Origin of the sequence: Pseudomonas sp. 3HC3, assembly GCF_044904505.1 — a bacterium.
GTDB lineage: Bacteria > Pseudomonadota > Gammaproteobacteria > Pseudomonadales > Pseudomonadaceae > Aquipseudomonas > Aquipseudomonas putida_Y.
The window spans coordinates 67,838-80,205 of the sequence record NZ_JADDRH010000003.1 but is presented as its reverse complement, the minus strand read 5'-3'; the positions used below and the strand labels follow the sequence as shown (position 1 = coordinate 80,205).

The 12,368-nt window shown below is 62.3% G+C and carries 11 protein-coding genes; 8 read left to right on the top strand and 3 right to left on the bottom strand.

Translation table 11 applies throughout. The features are described 5' to 3' along the window. Positions 1 to 277: 277 nt before the first annotated feature. On the bottom strand, positions 278 to 1,174 hold the full coding sequence (locus INQ47_RS07515) for a LysR substrate-binding domain-containing protein (RefSeq protein ID WP_404701433.1): 897 nt from the start codon (positions 1,172 to 1,174) through the stop codon (positions 278 to 280). Positions 1,175 to 1,281: 107 nt separating this feature from the next. Between INQ47_RS07515 and INQ47_RS07510 the strand changes: the two genes are divergently transcribed. The 8 genes from INQ47_RS07510 (at position 1,282) to rpoS (ending at position 8,484) form a co-directional block, all read left to right on the top strand. After that, positions 1,282 to 2,394: an S-(hydroxymethyl)glutathione dehydrogenase/class III alcohol dehydrogenase gene (locus INQ47_RS07510; RefSeq protein ID WP_021785895.1), complete on the top strand. Its 1,113-nt coding sequence runs from the start codon at positions 1,282 to 1,284 to the stop codon at positions 2,392 to 2,394. Positions 2,395 to 2,402: 8 nt separating this feature from the next. Continuing rightward, positions 2,403 to 3,257, top strand: coding sequence for an S-formylglutathione hydrolase (fghA, locus tag INQ47_RS07505; protein WP_404701432.1), 855 nt, complete (start codon positions 2,403 to 2,405; stop codon positions 3,255 to 3,257). Positions 3,258 to 3,333: 76 nt separating this feature from the next. Continuing rightward, on the top strand, positions 3,334 to 3,807 hold the full coding sequence (ispF, locus tag INQ47_RS07500) for a 2-C-methyl-D-erythritol 2,4-cyclodiphosphate synthase (RefSeq protein WP_003252342.1): 474 nt from the start codon (positions 3,334 to 3,336) through the stop codon (positions 3,805 to 3,807). Next, positions 3,804 to 4,862 carry a tRNA pseudouridine(13) synthase TruD gene (gene truD / locus INQ47_RS07495; RefSeq protein WP_404701431.1) on the top strand — a complete coding sequence of 353 codons (1,059 nt, stop codon included), beginning with the start codon at positions 3,804 to 3,806 and terminating at the stop codon, positions 4,860 to 4,862. Before ispF ends, truD begins: the two co-directional genes overlap by 4 nt. Beyond that, complete coding sequence (surE, locus tag INQ47_RS07490; protein WP_252459818.1) at positions 4,850 to 5,599, top strand: 5'/3'-nucleotidase SurE; 750 nt, start codon at positions 4,850 to 4,852, stop codon at positions 5,597 to 5,599. Before truD ends, surE begins: the two co-directional genes overlap by 13 nt. 35 nt (positions 5,600 to 5,634) lie before the next feature. Next, on the top strand, positions 5,635 to 6,273 hold the full coding sequence (locus INQ47_RS07485) for a protein-L-isoaspartate(D-aspartate) O-methyltransferase (RefSeq protein ID WP_015269209.1): 639 nt from the start codon (positions 5,635 to 5,637) through the stop codon (positions 6,271 to 6,273). A gap of 237 nt (positions 6,274 to 6,510) precedes the next feature. Then, positions 6,511 to 7,368, top strand: a complete 858-nt coding sequence (locus INQ47_RS07480) for a peptidoglycan DD-metalloendopeptidase family protein (RefSeq protein WP_252459821.1) — start codon at positions 6,511 to 6,513, stop codon at positions 7,366 to 7,368. 108 nt (positions 7,369 to 7,476) lie between these two features. Further along, positions 7,477 to 8,484 carry an RNA polymerase sigma factor RpoS gene (rpoS, locus tag INQ47_RS07475; RefSeq protein WP_021785876.1) on the top strand — a complete coding sequence of 336 codons (1,008 nt, stop codon included), beginning with the start codon at positions 7,477 to 7,479 and terminating at the stop codon, positions 8,482 to 8,484. 515 nt (positions 8,485 to 8,999) lie between these two features. Here the strand turns inward: rpoS and fdxA are convergent. Both fdxA and mutS read right to left on the bottom strand, forming a co-directional pair. Next, the gene (gene fdxA, locus INQ47_RS07470) at positions 9,000 to 9,323 is read right to left on the bottom strand and encodes a ferredoxin FdxA (RefSeq protein ID WP_027595821.1); all 324 of its coding nucleotides are present in this window, start codon (positions 9,321 to 9,323) and stop codon (positions 9,000 to 9,002) included. A gap of 140 nt (positions 9,324 to 9,463) precedes the next feature. Beyond that, positions 9,464 to 12,037, bottom strand: coding sequence for a DNA mismatch repair protein MutS (gene mutS / locus INQ47_RS07465; protein WP_404701430.1), 2,574 nt, complete (start codon positions 12,035 to 12,037; stop codon positions 9,464 to 9,466). Between the last annotated feature and the right edge of the window lie 331 nt (positions 12,038 to 12,368).

The following is a 12,368-nucleotide window of genomic DNA, read 5'->3' as shown; positions in this document are numbered from 1 at the left end:
CGTTACCGCCGCTACCGTATTCGCGGGTAAACCCGCTCCTACCACGGTGGTGGACACACATCGGCGGTTGGACACAGGCCGTCGTAGGAGCGGGTTCACCCGCGAAGAGGCCGGCCCTGCTGGCCAATCTCCACCCGCCGTTCACCGTTACCGCCGCTACCGTATTCGCGGGTAAACCCGCTCCTACCACGGTGGTGGACACACATCGGGGGTTGGACGCAGCCCGTCGTAGGAGCGGGTTCACCCGCGAAGAGGCCCGTACATGCAGCACATCCCGTCAGCCGAAACGATATTCCGGCAACCCTGCCAACCCCTCCTTCAGGTAATCCACCAGCCGCCGTACCTTCGGCGACAGGTGCCTCTGCTGCGGATACAGCGCCCATACCGCCGTATTCGGCGGCTGGTGCGCCTCCAGCAGCGACACCAGCGCACCGTTATTGAGATGTTCCAGCACGTAGTAATCCGGCAACTGGCATAACCCTATCCCTTGTAACGCCGCATCCAGCACTGCCTGGCCACTGTTGCAGCGCCAGTTACCCTGTACCCGCTGGCTGATCTCACGGCCATCCTGCTGTAGTGCCCACAAGTCCGAACTCCCCACCAGGCAATTGTGCCGCGCCAGTTCCGACAGGCTGTGTGGCCGGCCATAACGCTCAAGATAGGCCGGCGAGGCGCACAGGTACATGCGCCTTGGCGCCAGGCGGGTAGCCACCAAGCGAGAGTCGGCCAGGCGGCCCAGGCGGATGGCCAGGTCCATGCCTTCATGCAGCAGGTCGAGGGTGTGGTTGCTCAGTTCCACATCCACGCGCAGCTGCGGGTACAGCGCCATGAATCGCGTCACCAGCGGCACGATGAAGCGCTCGCCGTAGGCCACAGCGCAGGTCATGCGCAGCAACCCCTTGGGTTCGCTGGCCAGGTCGCCCATGGCGCGCAGCGCTTCCTCACGGCCATCCTGCAAGCGCTGGCAATGCTGCAGGAAGGTCTGCCCGGCCTCGCTCAGGGTTACCCGGCGGGTACTGCGGTACAGCAAGCGCGTTTGCAGGCGTTCCTCCAGCCGGGCGATCTGCCGGCTGATGTGCGATGAGGAAACCCCCAGGCGTTCGGCGGCGGCAGTGAACTGGCCCGATTCGGCCACGGCGACAAATTCGTCGATGCCTTCCCATCGGCTGCTCATCGATTATCCCTGTATGGCAATAATGTTTTGTCTTTGGCCTGATTATTCATCAAAAGGCGCTGAATTACACTGCAAGACTGAATCGACCCACTGTCTGGAGACCTTTGATGATCAAGTCCCGTGCTGCTGTAGCCTTCGAAGCCAAGAAACCCCTGGAAATCGTCGAAGTCGACGTGGCCATGCCAAAGGCCGGTGAAGTGCTGCTGCGCGTGGTCGCCAGCGGTGTCTGCCACACCGATGCCTATACCCTGTCCGGTGCTGACCCGGAAGGTATCTTCCCATCGATCCTCGGCCACGAAGGTGGTGCAATCGTCGAAGCGGTAGGCGAGGGGGTCACCTCGGTCGCTGTAGGTGACCATGTCATCCCGCTGTACACCCCGGAATGCGGCAAGTGCAAGTTCTGCCTCTCGGGCAAGACCAACCTGTGCCAGGCCATCCGCGCCACCCAGGGCAAGGGCCTGATGCCGGACGGCACCACGCGCTTCTCGTACAAGGGCCAGGAACTGTTCCACTACATGGGTACCTCGACCTTCTCCGAATACACCGTGCTGCCGGAAATTTCCGTGGCCAAGATCCAGAAAGAAGCACCACTGGAAAAGGTCTGCCTGCTGGGCTGCGGCGTCACCACCGGTATCGGCGCGGTACTCAACACTGCCAAGGTCAAGCCGGGTGATACCGTGGCCATCTTCGGCCTCGGTGGCATCGGCCTGTCGGCCGTGATCGGTGCGGTCAAGGCCAAGGCCTCGCGTATCATCGCCATCGACATCAACCCGGCCAAGTTCGAAATCGCCCGCCAACTGGGTGCCACCGATTGCGTCAACCCGAAAGACTACGATCGCCCGATCCAGGAAGTGATCGTCGACCTCACCGATGGTGGCGTGGACTTCTCCTTCGAGTGCATCGGCAACGTTCAGCTGATGCGCGCCGCCCTGGAATGCTGCCACAAGGGCTGGGGTGAGTCGGTGATCATCGGTGTGGCCGGTGCCGGCCAGGAAATTTCCACGCGTCCGTTCCAGCTGGTTACCGGTCGGGTTTGGCGTGGTTCGGCGTTCGGCGGGGTGCGTGGCCGCAGCGAGCTGCCGAGCTACGTGGAAATGTCCGAGAAAGGCGAGATCCCGCTGGATACCTTCATCACCCACACGATGGGCCTGGAAGACATCAACAAGGCTTTCGACCTGATGCATGAAGGCAAGAGCATCCGTAGCGTGATCCACTTCTGAGGTCTGCCATGAGCCTGGATAACATCTCCTGCCAGAAGAGCTTCGGCGGCTGGCACAAGCGTTACCGGCATCACTCCAAGGTGCTGGGTTGCGACATGGTGTTTGCTGTGTACCTACCGCCGCAGGCCGAGCAGGGCGAAAAGCTGCCGGTACTGTACTGGCTCAGCGGCCTCACCTGCACCGACGAGAACTTCATGCAGAAGGCCGGCGCCCAGCGTCTGGCCGCCGAGCTGGGGCTGATCATCGTTGCTCCTGATACCAGCCCGCGTGGCGAGCAGGTGCCGGGCGACCCGGACGGTGCCTGGGACTTCGGCCTGGGTGCTGGCTTCTACCTCAACGCCACCCAGCAACCCTGGGCCCAGCACTACCGCATGCACGACTATGTGGTGGAGGAGTTGCCAGCCCTGATCGAGGCACACTTCCCGGCGTCGGGGGAGCGCAGTATCAGCGGCCACTCCATGGGTGGGCATGGCGCGCTGGTGTGCGCCTTGCGCAATCCGGGGCGCTACCGCTCGGTGTCGGCATTCTCGCCGATCAGCAATCCGATGGATTGTCCGTGGGGCGAGAAAGCCTTCAGCCGCTACCTGGGTGAAGACCGTGGGCGCTGGCGTGAGTGGGATGCCAGCGTGCTGCTGGCCGAAACCCCTGCTGGCCAATGCCCGCCGTTGCTGGTGGACCAGGGCGACCGTGACGATTTCCTCGAGAAGCAACTCAAGCCTGAAGCGCTGGAACAGGCGGCACGCAAAGCTGGCCATGAAATGACCCTGCGTATGCAGCCGGGCTATGACCATAGCTACTACTTCATTGCCAGCTTTATCGAGGAGCACCTGCGCCATCATGCGGTGGCACTGGGGCGGGTGTAACACCCTGGTCCAAAAGCCGCCAAACCCGCTGCAAAGCAGGTAGAATCACGCCCTGACTCTTTCAGGGCGTTTTCTTATGCGTATTGGCCACGGCTACGATGTGCACCGTTTCTGCGACGGTGATTTCATTACCTTGGGCGGGGTGCGTATCCCGCACAAATACGGCCTGCTGGCCCATTCCGACGGTGACGTGCTGCTGCACGCCCTGAGCGATGCCTTGCTTGGTGCTGCGGCGCTGGGCGACATCGGCAAACACTTCCCTGACACTGACCCGCAGTTCAAGGGGGCTGACAGCCGCGCGCTGCTGCGCCATGTAGTCGGCATCGTCAAGGCCAAGGGCTGGAAGGTGGGCAACGTTGACGCCACCATCGTCGCCCAGGCACCGAAAATGGCCCCACACATCGAAACCATGCGCCAGCTGATCGCCGAAGACCTGCAGGTCGAGCTCGACCAGGTCAATGTCAAGGCCACCACCACAGAGAAGCTGGGCTTTACCGGCCGCGAGGAGGGCATTGCCGTGCATTCGGTCGCCCTGTTGCTGCCAGCATGACCGAGCTGGAACTGCTGGGCCCGCGCGCATCGGGCGAGCCACTGGGTACCGCCGTTCTCAAAGCGGTTGCCGAAGACTTTCAGGTTGACGAAGTCCTGGATATCCCGCTATCGGGCCAAGGCGAGCACTTGTGGCTGTGGGTCGAAAAGCGTGATCTGAACACCGAAGAAGCCGCCCGACGCCTCGCCCGCGCCGCTGGCGTACCGGTGCGCAGCATCAGCTACGCCGGCCTCAAAGACCGCCAGGCGCTGACCCGCCAGTGGTTCAGCCTGCACCTGCCGGGCAAGGCCGACCCGGATCTGTCGCGTGCCGAGGATGCCAGCCTGCGTGTGCTCAAGCAGGTGCGCCACCAGCGCAAACTGCAGCGCGGTGCGCATTCGGCCAACGGGTTCACCTTGCGCCTGACGGCCCTGGCTGCCGATCACCAGGCGGTGGATGCGCGTCTGGAACAGCTCAGGCAGCAAGGTGTGCCCAACTATTTCGGCACCCAGCGCTTCGGGCACGGCGGTGGCAACGTCCATGACGCCCTCGATTGGGCCGTACGCAAGGCTTTGCCTGAACAGCGCAATCTGCGTTCGCGGCTGCTTTCGGCCGGGCGCAGCTACCTGTTCAATCAGGTGCTGGCTGCGCGTGTCGCTGACGGTAGCTGGGCTCGAGCCCAAGTCGGGGACCTGCTGGCGTTCACCGACAGCCGCAGTTTCTTCCCGGCGGGTGAGGCGGAATGTGCTGACCCGCGCCTGGCGATTCTCGACCTGCATCCGACCGGCCCGATGTGGGGGGAGGGCGTTTCACCTGCTGGCGCTGCGCCTGGCCAGCTGGAAAACACTATCGGCTCAAGTCAGCCAGCACTTTGCCAGTGGTTGGCTCAGGCGGGCATGGATCACGAACGGCGAATTCTGCGGCTCCCTATTGGCGGCCTGACGTGGCATTATCCCGAGCCTGATATCCTGCAACTGGAATTCGTCCTGCCGGCCGGATGCTTCGCCACCGTGGTGGTGCGTGAAGTCGTGGATCTGGTGTCGGCAGGGCAGACGGACAGCCCATGCGTATTCTGATTTCGAATGACGACGGTGTTACCGCACCTGGCATCGCCGCGCTGCACGCTGCGCTGGTGGATTATGCCGAGTGCGCGGTGATCGCCCCGGATCAAGACAAGAGCGGCGCCAGCAGTTCGCTGACGCTGGATCGGCCACTGCATCCGCAGACCCTGGCCAATGGCTTCATCAGCCTCAATGGCACGCCGACCGACTGCGTGCACCTGGGGCTCAATGGGCTGTTGCCGCAGACGCCGGACATGGTCGTATCGGGGATCAACCTCGGTGCCAATCTGGGTGATGACGTGCTGTATTCGGGAACGGTCGCTGCGGCGCTGGAAGGCCGCTTCCTCGGCGGTACCTCGCTGGCGTTCTCGCTGTTGTCGCGCCAGCCGGACAACCTGCCGACCGCGGCCTATATCGCCCGCCGCCTGGTCGAGGCACAGTCGCGCCTGGCGTTGCCGCCACGCACCGTACTCAACGTCAATATCCCCAATTTGCCGCTGGAGCACATCCGTGGCATCCAGCTCACCCGTCTCGGTCACCGGGCGCGGGCGGCGGCGCCAACCAAGGTGGTCAACCCGCGTGGCAAGGAAGGCTACTGGATTGCCGTGGCCGGTGATGCCGAGGACGGCGGCCCGGGTACCGACTTCCACGCGGTGATGCAAGGCTACGTATCGATTACCCCGCTGCAACTCGATCGCACCTTCAATGATGCCTTCGAGCAGCTCGATGGATGGCTGGAGGGCCTGCTCTGATGCGCGAGGACGATATGCTGCGGCGTGGCATCGGCATGACCTCTCAGCGTACCCGGGAGCGGCTGATCCAGCGCTTGTGCGAAGAGGGGGTTTCGAACACCAAGGTGCTCGACGTGATCCGTCGTACGCCGCGCCACCTGTTCGTTGACGAGGCGCTGGCGCATCGGGCTTACGAAGACACCGCACTGCCGATCGGCCACAACCAGACCATCTCCCAGCCGTTCATGGTTGCGCACATGAGCGAGCTGTTGCTCGAGGCCGGGCCGCTGGACAAGGTGCTGGAGATTGGCACCGGCTCGGGCTACCAGACGGCGATCCTGGCCCAGCTGGTCGAGCGGGTGTTCTCGGTAGAGCGCATCAAGGTACTGCAGGACCGGGCCAAAGAGCGCCTGGTGGAGCTGAACCTGCGCAACGTGGTATTCCGCTGGGGTGACGGTTGTGAGGGGTGGCCGGCGCTTGCGCCGTACAACGGCATCATCGTCACCGCCGTGGCGCCGGAAGTGCCACAGGCACTGCTCGACCAGCTGGCACCCGGTGGGCGCATGGTCATCCCGGTAGGGCCGGCCGGCGAAACGCAGCAACTGATGCTGATCGTGCGCGAGGAGCATGGATTCTCCCGTCGCGTGCTAGGGGCTGTGCGTTTCGTGCCGCTGCTCAATGGTCCGTTGGCCTGAGGTCTGTTGATCTGAGCCGTGCAGGCATGAGGCGCGGTGTATTTTTGTGCCGGTGGCGAATTCTTGTCGCTTCGCCCTGTCTATCAGGCGGTGCGAAGCGCTAACGCACAGCGTGCACCGGGTTTTTGCGCCCGTCTTTCGTACCCGTCTGCCAATACCGGCTGGCTTGGTTATAATTGCAACAATATTGCATTTCTTGTCTTCATATCGATTTTCGGCACCATGAGGGGAGCGCGGGTGGGTCACACAGTCATTCGGCAGCGCAAGGACGGCTCGGGTTTCAAGCTTCTGGTGATTGCATTGGCCATGGGCGCGCTTCTGGTGGGTTGCTCAAGCACCAGCAGCAACAGCGCGCGGGTGGTCGACCGTAACAACACCGTGCCCAAGCGCCCGGCAGTGACTTCCGGGCAATACATCGTCAAGCCAGGCGACACCCTGTTCTCCATCGCCTTCCGTTATGGTTGGGACTACAAGGAGCTGGCAGCACGCAATGGCATCCGAGCGCCTTATACCATTCGCCCGGGCCAGGCGATTCGATTCAGCAGCGGCTCCGGCAGCCGCACCACGGTGGTGTCCAACCCGTCCTCGTCAAGCCGCACCACGGTCACGCGGCGGCCTGTGGGCAGCACTGCCACGGCGCCTGCCAGCACCCGTAAACCAGTCGCGCCGGCCTCTTCGGGCAGCGCGCCAGTGGTTGCCAGCGTGCCGGCTGCGGAGCGTGCGGTCGGCGGCTGGGCCTGGCCGGCCAACGGCGTGCTGATTGGAAAATTTGCTTCAAACGGTAGTTTGAATAAAGGCATTGATATCGCCGGTGATTTGGGACAGCCTGTTTTTGCTGCGTCTGATGGTGCAGTGGTCTACGCCGGAAGTGGTTTGAGGGGCTACGGCGAGCTGATCATCATCAAGCACAGCGACACCTACGTCAGTGCCTACGGTCATAACCGCAGGCTGTTGGTTCGGGAGGGGCAGCAGGTCAAGGCAGGGCAGTCGATTGCTGAAATGGGGTCTACGGGCACAGATCGGGTGAAGCTGCATTTCGAGATTCGCCGCCAGGGCAAACCCGTCGATCCGCTCCAGTTCCTGCCACGTCGTTGATCGTTGTACCCAGCCTGTTCCTGTGATGTAGAGGGGACAGGCTCAAGCGCTGCCAGGGATAAAGGTGCCGCTCGAGTCTGAGTTCGAACTCAGCAAAGGATTATAACAATGGCTCTCAGTAAAGAAGTGCCGGAGTTTGACATCGATGATGACGTCCTCCTGATGGAGACGGGTATCGTTTTGGAAACGGATGTGGTGTCAGACGAACCTGCTGTATCTTCGGTTCGGACGAGGGCCAAGTCGGGCTCTTCGCTCAAGCAACACAAGTACATCGATTACAGCCGGGCGCTCGATGCCACCCAGTTGTATCTCAACGAGATCGGTTTCTCGCCGCTGCTTTCGCCGGAAGAAGAAGTGCATTTTGCGCGCTTGTCGCAAAAGGGTGACCCTGCCGGCCGCAAGCGCATGATCGAAAGCAACCTGCGCCTGGTTGTCAAAATTGCCCGTCGTTACGTGAACCGTGGCCTGTCGCTGCTCGACCTGATCGAGGAGGGCAACCTGGGGCTGATCCGTGCGGTCGAAAAGTTCGACCCGGAGCGTGGTTTCCGTTTCTCGACCTATGCGACCTGGTGGATTCGCCAGACCATCGAACGGGCGATCATGAACCAGACCCGCACCATTCGCCTGCCGATCCACGTGGTCAAGGAACTGAACGTCTACCTGCGCGCCGCGCGCGAGCTGACCCAGAAACTCGATCACGAACCCTCACCAGAAGAAATCGCCACGCTGCTGGAGAAGCCGGTCACCGAGGTCAAGCGCATGCTGGGCCTGAATGAGCGGGTGTCGTCGGTGGATGTTTCGCTTGGCCCGGACTCGGACAAGACCCTGCTTGATACGCTGACCGACGACCGTCCGACTGATCCGTGCGAATTGCTGCAGGATGACGACCTGTCGCAGAGCATTGATCAGTGGCTGGGTGAGCTGACCGACAAGCAGCGCGAGGTGGTGGTGCGTCGCTTTGGCCTGCGTGGGCATGAAAGCAGTACCCTTGAAGATGTTGGCCTGGAGATTGGCCTGACCCGGGAGCGGGTGCGGCAGATTCAGGTAGAGGGGCTCAAGCGTTTGCGCGAGATCCTAGAGAAGAATGGCCTGTCCAGTGAGTCGTTGTTCCAGTAGCGAAGGTCTGTGTCACTCAAAACGCCCCGATGACCTCGGGGCGTTTTTGTCTGTAGCGGAAAAGCTTGAGAGCGGCGGGTCGCACTTCAGGGCAGAACAGATACCCAATGTGTATTCCGCTACCCCGGTAACATTGCATGTAAGCCTTTTCTTACTCGTTTTGTAAGCTATCTATGCAAGCCTCAGTAGACCATTGTCGTTTCCTGGCTCTGTTTTTTTACAACTCATTGAAAATCATGATTTATTCGCCGCTGACCATATGTGTCGTCGGAAATACTCTGTGAGGTCTCGCGCTTGCCCGCCCGGCTCAACCCGCTAGTATTCGAACTGTGCACAGGGACATGCACAGGCTTTCAGGACGAAGGCCAAGGACATCGCAAGAAGCGATTTCATCAGGATGATGTTTGGGACAAGCAGGGACTACGGAAAAAATGTGGGCGGGTCAAACCGCCCCTTTTTTTGCCCGTAGGAAAACAAAAAAGGCCCCGAAGGGCCTTTTTCGCGTCTGGGCGCTATCAGCGCTCCAGGTCGGCAATCTTGCCGGTCTTGCCATCCCATTCTTCAGCGTCCGGCAGGGCATCCTTACGCTCGGTGATATTAGGCCAGATTTCCGCCAGCTCGGCGTTCAGCTCGATGAAGTTTTCCATGCCCGAAGGCACTTCGTCTTCCGAGAAGATGGCTTGCGCTGGGCACTCCGGCTCGCACAAGGCGCAGTCGATGCACTCGTCCGGGTGGATGACCAGGAAGTTCGGGCCTTCGTAGAAGCAGTCCACCGGACAGACTTCCACGCAGTCGGTGTATTTGCATTTGATGCAGTTGTCGGTGACGACGAAGGTCATTTCTAATTCTCTCCTCAGGCGACGGCGGCGGCCCTTCCTCTCAGGGCCGCGCGGTTTACGGGCATGTGGCTGCAGGCCAGGCTAATAACCTGCAGCACCAGCAAACCGCGGCGGATTCTACCAGCTTGTAATGGGCGCCGTTATAACAGGTTCTTTAGTTGATATAGCATTTCGATAGCTTGACGCGGGGTCATGTCGTCCAGTTGCAGCTTGCCCAGCTTCTCGATGGCTGGATGTGGCAGGCTGGCGAACAGGTCGCTCTGGTGCGGTACCTGCGGCGCATCCTTGGCTTTTGCGGCCGGAGGCTGCTCGTGCGGCAGGCTGGTGGTTTCCAGGCGCCCCAGGTGTTCGCGGGCGCGCTGGATGACCACTGTCGGCACACCGGCCAGTTGCGCCACGGCCAGGCCGTAGCTCTGGCTGGCAGGGCCGGGCAGTACATGGTGCAGGAACACGATGCGTTCGTTGTGCTCGGTGGCGTTCAGGTGCACGTTGGCCACCAGCGGCTCGCTCTCCGGCAGCACGGTCAGTTCGAAGTAGTGCGTGGCGAACAGTGTGTAGGCACGCAGTTGGGCCAGGCGCTCGGCGGCGGCCCAGGCCAGCGACAGGCCGTCGAAGGTACTGGTGCCGCGGCCCACTTCGTCCATCAGCACCAGGCTGCGGTCGGTGGCGTTGTGCAGGATGTTGGCGGTTTCGCTCATCTCGACCATGAAGGTCGAGCGCCCGCCCGCCAGGTCATCGCTGGAGCCGATGCGCGTGAAGATGCGGTCGACCAGCGACAGCTCGCAACTCGCCGCAGGGACGAAGCTGCCGATGTGCGCCAGCAGCACGATCAGGGCGGTCTGGCGCATGTAGGTCGACTTACCGCCCATGTTCGGGCCGGTGATGATCAACATGCGCGTACTGTTGTCCAGGCCCAGGTCGTTGGCCACGAACGGCGTGGTCAGCACCTGCTCCACCACCGGGTGGCGGCCCTGCTCGATGCGCAGGCAAGGCTCGTCGACGAAGCGTGGGCAGTTCAGGTCGAGGTTCAGTGCGCGCTCGGCCAAGTTGCTGAGCACATCCAGCTCGGCCAGGGCGGCAGCGCTGTCCTGCAGCGGCGCCAGGTGGCTGATCAAGGTTTCCAGCAGGGCGTCGTAGAGCATCTTCTCGCGGGCCAGGGCGCGGCTCTTGGCCGACAATGCCTTGTCCTCGAACGCCTTCAGCTCTGGGGTGATGAAGCGCTCGGCGCCTTTGAGTGTCTGGCGGCGGATGTAGTCGCCCGGGGCCTGTTCGGCCTGCTTGGTCGGCAGTTCGATGAAGTAGCCGTGCACGCGGTTGTAGCCGACCTTGAGGTTGGCCAGGCCGGTGCGAGCTTTTTCCCGGGCTTCCAGGTCGATCAGGAACTGGCCGGCGTTCTCGCTGATCGCCAGCAGTTCGTCCAGTTCGTTGTCGTAGCCGGCCTTCAGTACGCCGCCGTCGCGGATCACCGCCGGCGGGTTGTCGATGATCGCTCGCTCCAGCAGGCTGGCCAGCTCTGGATAGGTGCCGGTAATGGCCGCCAGACGCGCCAGGTGCGGCGCTTCGAGCTCGGTCATGGCGTTCTGCAGCTCTGGCAGCGCGCCCAGCGCATCGCGCAGGCGTGCCAGGTCGCGCGGGCGGGCATTGCGCAGGCCAATCCGGGCGAGGATCCGCTCGATATCGCCAATTTCCTTCAGCTGCGGCTGCAGCTTTTCGAAGCGGTAGCTGTCGAGCAGGCAGCGGATCGAGTCCTGGCGTGCTTGCAGCACCTTGAGGTCACGCAGCGGGCGGTTCAGCCAGCGGCTCAGCAGGCGGCTGGCCATGGCAGTCTGGCAGCGGTCGATCACCGATTGCAGGGTGTTGTCGCGCCCGCCGGCCAGGTTGATGTCCAGCTCAAGGTTGCGCCGGCTGGCACCATCGAGGATGACCGTATCGTCCAGGCGCTCGTGGCGCAGGCTACGCAGGTGCGGCAGGGCAGTGCGCTGGGTTTCCTTGGCGTAGGTCAGCAGGCAGCCGGCGGCACCGATGGCCAGGGTCAGCTTGTCGCAGCCGAAGCCCTTGAGGTCCTTGGTCGCGAACTGCTGGCACAGGGCCTTGCGTGCAGAGTCGCGGTCGAAGTCCCACGGTGCGCGGCGGCGGGCGCCTGGGCGTTTCTCCGCAGGCAGGTCCCGTGGCCAGTCGTCGGGGATCAACAGCTCGACCGGGTTCAGGCGCTCGAGTTCGGCCAGCAGGTTTTCCCAGCCCTTGATCTCTTGCACGCTGAAATTGCCGCTGGTGATGTCCAGTACCGCCAGGCCGAACAGGCGCTCGTCACCGAGCAGTGCGGCAATCAGGTTGTCGCGGCGCTCGTCGAGCAGTGCCTCGTCACTGACCGTGCCGGGGGTGATGATGCGCACCACCTGGCGCTCCACCGGGCCCTTGCTGGTGGCTGGGTCGCCGATCTGCTCACAGATCACCACCGACTCGCCGAGCTTGACCAGCTTGGCCAGGTAGCCCTCCAGCGAATGGAACGGAATCCCGCACATGGGGATGGACTGGCCGGCCGACTGACCGCGGGCGGTCAGGGTGATATCCAGCAGTTTCGCGGCCTTTTTCGCATCTTCGTAGAAGATTTCGTAGAAGTCGCCCATGCGGTAGAACATCAGCTGGTCCGGGTGCTGGTTCTTCAGCTTCCAGTACTGCTGCATCATCGGGGTGTGTGCGGAAAGATCTGACATTCAGGGCCTTACAGGGGGGATCTGGTTGGCGATGGTAAACCCGCAATGGTACAGGCTTTTTCGTTGCGATGCAGGGCGCGCTTTGGGGCATGAGCAGCCATTACGTTGCGATGAAGCAATACCTGCTTGTCATTCTCGAAATCTTCTTTGCCTGGCATGGCGAGCATTTTCATCTAAGGATGCCAGGTCAGGCCCGGAGCCTTCGTGGCTGGCGCGGCGTTCGGTGAAGTGGAGCCTCAAGCAAGTAACACGGGAGCTGCGTGGCATCGGCCGCAAGGTGCGGTGTTCAGCGAAATCGCCCGGGACAGCCTGAAAGTTTCCTCAGCCAGGG

What these genes read in the sequence shown, in the direction of transcription:
- INQ47_RS07515 (WP_404701433.1), bottom strand. Translation starts at nt 1,174, where the DNA reads ATGAGCAGCCGATGGGAAGGCATCGACGAATTTGTCGCCGTGGCCGAA.
- INQ47_RS07510 (WP_021785895.1), top strand. Translation starts at nt 1,282, where the DNA reads ATGATCAAGTCCCGTGCTGCTGTAGCCTTCGAAGCCAAGAAACCCCTG.
- fghA (WP_404701432.1), top strand. Translation starts at nt 2,403, where the DNA reads ATGAGCCTGGATAACATCTCCTGCCAGAAGAGCTTCGGCGGCTGGCAC.
- ispF (WP_003252342.1), top strand. Translation starts at nt 3,334, where the DNA reads ATGCGTATTGGCCACGGCTACGATGTGCACCGTTTCTGCGACGGTGAT.
- truD (WP_404701431.1), top strand. Translation starts at nt 3,804, where the DNA reads ATGACCGAGCTGGAACTGCTGGGCCCGCGCGCATCGGGCGAGCCACTG.
- surE (WP_252459818.1), top strand. Translation starts at nt 4,850, where the DNA reads ATGCGTATTCTGATTTCGAATGACGACGGTGTTACCGCACCTGGCATC.
- INQ47_RS07485 (WP_015269209.1), top strand. Translation starts at nt 5,635, where the DNA reads ATGACCTCTCAGCGTACCCGGGAGCGGCTGATCCAGCGCTTGTGCGAA.
- rpoS (WP_021785876.1), top strand. Translation starts at nt 7,477, where the DNA reads ATGGCTCTCAGTAAAGAAGTGCCGGAGTTTGACATCGATGATGACGTC.
- fdxA (WP_027595821.1), bottom strand. Translation starts at nt 9,323, where the DNA reads ATGACCTTCGTCGTCACCGACAACTGCATCAAATGCAAATACACCGAC.
- mutS (WP_404701430.1), bottom strand. Translation starts at nt 12,037, where the DNA reads ATGTCAGATCTTTCCGCACACACCCCGATGATGCAGCAGTACTGGAAG.